Origin of the sequence: Candidatus Erwinia dacicola, assembly GCF_001756855.1 — a bacterium.
Taxonomy (GTDB): Bacteria; Pseudomonadota; Gammaproteobacteria; order Enterobacterales; family Enterobacteriaceae; genus Erwinia; species Erwinia dacicola.
The window spans coordinates 1-4,266 of the sequence record NZ_MAYS01000151.1; the positions used below are offsets into that span (position 1 = coordinate 1).

The 4,266-nt window shown below is 53.0% G+C and carries 4 protein-coding genes; 2 read left to right on the forward strand and 2 right to left on the reverse strand.

Going from position 1 to position 4,266, the window contains the following annotated elements; translation table 11 throughout:
* Window positions 1-106: 106 nt before the first annotated feature.
* Complete coding sequence (ppx, locus tag BBW68_RS04740; RefSeq protein WP_070134232.1) at window positions 107-1,633, reverse strand: exopolyphosphatase; 1,527 nt, start codon at window positions 1,631-1,633, stop codon at window positions 107-109.
* A 5-nt stretch (window positions 1,634-1,638) separates the two neighbouring features.
* Window positions 1,639-3,699: a polyphosphate kinase 1 gene (ppk1, locus tag BBW68_RS04745; protein ID WP_070134233.1), complete on the reverse strand. Its 2,061-nt coding sequence runs from the start codon at window positions 3,697-3,699 to the stop codon at window positions 1,639-1,641.
* A 91-nt stretch (window positions 3,700-3,790) separates the two neighbouring features.
* Here ppk1 and BBW68_RS18275 point away from each other — a divergent pair, with 91 nt between their 5' ends.
* Together BBW68_RS18275 and BBW68_RS15815 are read left to right on the forward strand one after the other, a co-directional pair.
* Entirely contained in the window at window positions 3,791-3,982 is a 192-nt protein-coding gene (locus BBW68_RS18275; RefSeq protein ID WP_148127539.1) for a hypothetical protein, read from the forward strand.
* A gap of 68 nt (window positions 3,983-4,050) precedes the next feature.
* On the forward strand, window positions 4,051-4,266 hold a 216-nt coding region (locus tag BBW68_RS15815), incomplete at its 3' end, for a helix-turn-helix domain-containing protein (RefSeq protein WP_148127540.1).

Genomic DNA, 4,266 nt, shown 5'->3' on the forward strand with positions numbered 1-4,266 from the left:
ATCTTTGCAACAGTGCCATCAATTTTGCGTGGTCATTTGAGGGTTGAGCAAAAAAGAGGGTGACTTGAAGGGGCTGACCTTCTGTTTAAATCGACCCTGTCAACGGTTACGCTTCTTCCTGAATGGTCAGCTGCCAGCCGGTGATGTCATTCCAGTAAGTCTGTTCGCGCTCAAGGTCAAGCTGAACTAGGTTGTTCTGGCTGAAGTAGTTACGCGGGAACGTCAGAGTCCAATGACCATCATCGGTTTCCAGCTTCAGATCCTCAGGTTTAGAAGTCGCCTGACGCTGGTTATTCAGCAGCGTACCTAGGCGTAACAAGAACACCAGCGGCAGAAACTGTTTACGTTTAAACAGCGTCAAGCGCGGCATCTCGTCCACTTTCACCGCCTTACGGTGATAGCGTACCAGCGTGGCGAGCAGTGTCTGCTGATCCTGATTAAACCCCGGCATATTGGTGTTTTGCAGGATATAGGCCGAGTGGCGCTGCATGCCGCTGTGGTTAATCGTCAACCCCACTTCGTGTAGCATCGCAGCCCACTTCAGCAGTGCATCCAGCTGTAGATTGGCCTGCTTGCTGTTCTGGTCAAGCCACTGGTTGTAGAGCAGTTCGGTGGTTTCCAGCACGCGGCGCGCCTGATCGCTGTCGATGGTGTAGTGGTTTGCTAGGCTCTGCGCGGTACGGCTGCGGATATCTTGATGGCGGAAGCGGCCTTCCATTTCGTACAGCACGCCTTCGCGCAGCGCACCGTCGGACAGGCGCAGTTCACGGATCGCCAGCGCATCGAATACGCCACAAAGAATGGCGAGACCTGGCACAAACACCCCTTTACGCTCTTCCGTTAGGCCCGGCAGGCTCAGGGCATCAAACGATTTGTGCTTAATCACCTCGTCACACAGCTTTTCCAGCCGTTCCGGCGTGATCAGCTTATCTTTCTCGCCCATTGCCTGCAGCACTTCACAGGTAGCCTTAATGGTGCCGGAGGCACCGAGCGCATACTGCCAGCCCATTAGGCGATACTGCCATGCCAGTGTTTCCAGTTTCTGCACCGCAGCCAAGCGCGCCCGGCAGAAGTTCTCTTTGCTGATGGCACCGCCCGGGAAGTAGAGATTCGCAAAGCTGACGCAGCCCATGCGGCGGCTCTCGACAAGCTTTGGCTCGAAGTCTTCACCAATCACTAGCTCGGTTGAGCCGCCGCCAATATCGATCACCAGTTTGCGGCCTTTTTCCGGCTGGGTATGCTCCACACCCATAAAGATCAGGCGGGCTTCTTCGTGGCCGGAGATCACCTCAATCGGGTAGGGGATAACGTCGGCGGCATGCTGCAGGAAATCTTCGGCATTAACCGCATGGCGCAGGGTGTGGGTGCCGACGATGGTGACATTGGCCGGGCTGAATTCCTGCAAACGTTCGGCAAACAGAGCCAAGCAGGTCAAACCGCGCTTGATGGCCTCTTCGCTCAGCACGTTGTTGCTGTCCAGCTCGTCAGCTAGGTGCACTCGCTGTTTCAGACGTCCAAGCACCTGCATCGCCCCGTCCACTACGCGGGCAATCACCATGTGAAAACTGTTCGAACCTAGGTCGATGGCGGCAAATTCCTGCGGTTTCGGCGTATTTTTATGGGAAATTGGCATAGTGATTAATCAGGTTGCTCAAGTGATTTAATGTAATCGTAGATGGCCAGCTGGGCGCGGACCTTTCGACGGTTACCGCGTGGAACATAGCGGTTGCTCAACTCTTTATCGACGAAACGGGCCTTCAGCGTATCACGTAACAGGATGGCGATAATATCTAGGATGCGCTGTTTCAGAATAGGGTCAAGGATGGCGACGGCCACTTCGATACGGTAATCGATGTTGCGCGTCATCCAGTCAGCGGAGGAAAGGAACACTTTTTTATCGCCACCGTTATCAAAGATATAGACGCGATCGTGTTCTAGGTAGCGGTCGACGATACTAATTACGCGAATATTTTCGCTGATGCCTTCCAAATTCGGGATCAGCAAGCACATGCCGCGTACCAGCAGTTCGACCTTTACGCCAACGCTGGACGCCGTATAAAGACGGTCCACCAAGCCTTTGTCGACTAAGTTGTTAATCTTCAACGTGATACCGGCAGGAATATCTTTCTGCGCATTGGCGATCTCATTATCAATCAACTGATACAGCATCTTGCGCGAGTTCTGCGGCGAGACCATCAGGTGTTTGAACGTGACCGGGCGATACGGGTTTTCGATAAAGTTAAACACCCGGCGCACTTCATTGGTGATACGCGCATCGGCAGTTAGCAGCGAGTAGTCGGTATAAATACGCGCAGTTTTTTCGTTAAAGTTACCGGTGCCGATATGCGCATAGCGCGCAATCTCGCCGTTTTCATGGCGCGAAATCAAGAACAGCTTGGCGTGAATCTTCAGGCCAGGCGCGGAGAAGATTACATGCACGCCAGCTTCGGTCAGCCGTTTGGCCCAGTGAATATTGGCCTCTTCATCGAAACGCGCCTGCAGCTCCACCACCACGGTGACTTTCTTGCCGTTATAGGCGGCGTGGATCATCGCAAAGATAATGCGTGAGTCTTTCGCCACGCGGTAAATATTGATTTTGATCGCCAGCACCGCCGGGTCAAACGAGGCCTGGCGCAGCAGTTCCAGCACGTGCTCAAAGGTGTGATAAGGGTAGTAGAGTAGCACATCGCGATTACGGATGGCGTCAAAGCCATTACGGAAACGGTCAAACCAGATGTGGCGCAGCTGCGGCAGCGGTTTGTTGACCAAGTTCGCTTTGCCCATATTCGGGAAGCCAATAAAGTCTTTAAAGTTATGGTAACGGCCACCAGGAACAATCGAGTCATAGTTGGTGATGTTGAGCTTTTTACCCAGCATTTGCACCATGGCATCCGGCATATCGCGCTGATAAACAAAGCGCACGGGTTCGGCCGTTAGGCGCTGCTTCAGGCTGGATGACATCAGCTCCAGCAGGCTCGACTCCATCTCGGTGACCAAATCATATTCCGCATCGCGCGTCATCTTCATCGAGTAGGCGTTCAGCGCGTCGTAGTCGAAGAAGCCGCGGAAAATATCACCTAGGCAGTAGCGCAGGATGTTATCCAACAGGATCATCGGCTTGCGGCGGCGCGGTGTCTCCGGCGGCAGGTTAACGAAGCGCGGCACTTTATCGGAAGGGATCTCCAGCAGCGCATAGCGAATATCTTCGCCGCGAATAATTTCCACCGCCAGATAGGTGTAGTCGTCTTTCAGAAACTCAATCAGGTCGGTGTCGTGATTAATCAGGATCGGAGTAATGTGCTGGCGCAGATGGTGCTTAAAGTAGTGACGCAGCCAGCTCTGCTGATTGGGAGAGAGCTGGCGTTCATTAATCAGGAAGATTTGGTTACGCGCCATCTCTAGCAGCAGGTCATTGTAGAGACTGTCGAACTCCTGATCGGCTTTCAGTACGCGCGCCTGGATTTTTTTTAGCAGGTGGCGCGGCGTATTCGGGGAGCCTTGCTCCTCACCGATCAGAATGCGGCGTTTCAGGTCAGCAAAGCGGACTTTATAAAACTCTTCCAGATTATTGGAATAGATACCCAAAAAACGCATACGCTCAATCAGCGGGTTAGTTTTATCGGCAGCTTCCTGCAACACGCGTTCATTGAAGGATAACCAACTTAACTCTTTCTCTACATACAGCTTTTCCTGACCCATTTTTACTCCGTTGGCTGATTCAGGATTGAAGGTATCCATTGTTCTGCAACATTATGGCGAGAGTATGGTAGCATTGTCGAATGCCCGATGAATGTTGATTGTCTTATTAACCACATACTGGCAACAAAGCGGCTTTGAAGCACAATGGAAACTGGAAACCCACTTTGATATGACTGACCGCCCAATTCCCCGCCGGGTGCCGCCGCTTTATCTATCGGCTGACGTGGCGCGTGGTCACGGCATGTGGTGTGATCATTCTGCTGTTCTGTCGCTACCGATGTAAAACTGGCCCACCTGCCGATGTAAATCTGACCGACCCAGGGTAAAAATGGCAGTTTTAAGGCACTGCCAATGATGACATTGGAGACCAGAGTGGAGATGAGTGTTTTACACCGTCAGGGCATGTCGATACGCGCCATTGCGCGCCAGCTTTCATGCTCTCGTGAGACCGTTCGCAGATATATCCGTAGCCCGCTGCCCGTAGCGGATATCCGCTACAAGCCACGCGCACCCAGACCCTGCAAGCTTGACCCGTTCAAGCCCTATATCCTTGAGCGCGTGGCCGCT

What these genes read in the sequence shown, in the direction of transcription:
- ppx (WP_070134232.1), bottom strand. Translation starts at nt 1,633, where the DNA reads ATGCCAATTTCCCATAAAAATACGCCGAAACCGCAGGAATTTGCCGCC.
- ppk1 (WP_070134233.1), bottom strand. Translation starts at nt 3,699, where the DNA reads ATGGGTCAGGAAAAGCTGTATGTAGAGAAAGAGTTAAGTTGGTTATCC.
- BBW68_RS18275 (WP_148127539.1), top strand. Translation starts at nt 3,791, where the DNA reads ATGTTGATTGTCTTATTAACCACATACTGGCAACAAAGCGGCTTTGAA.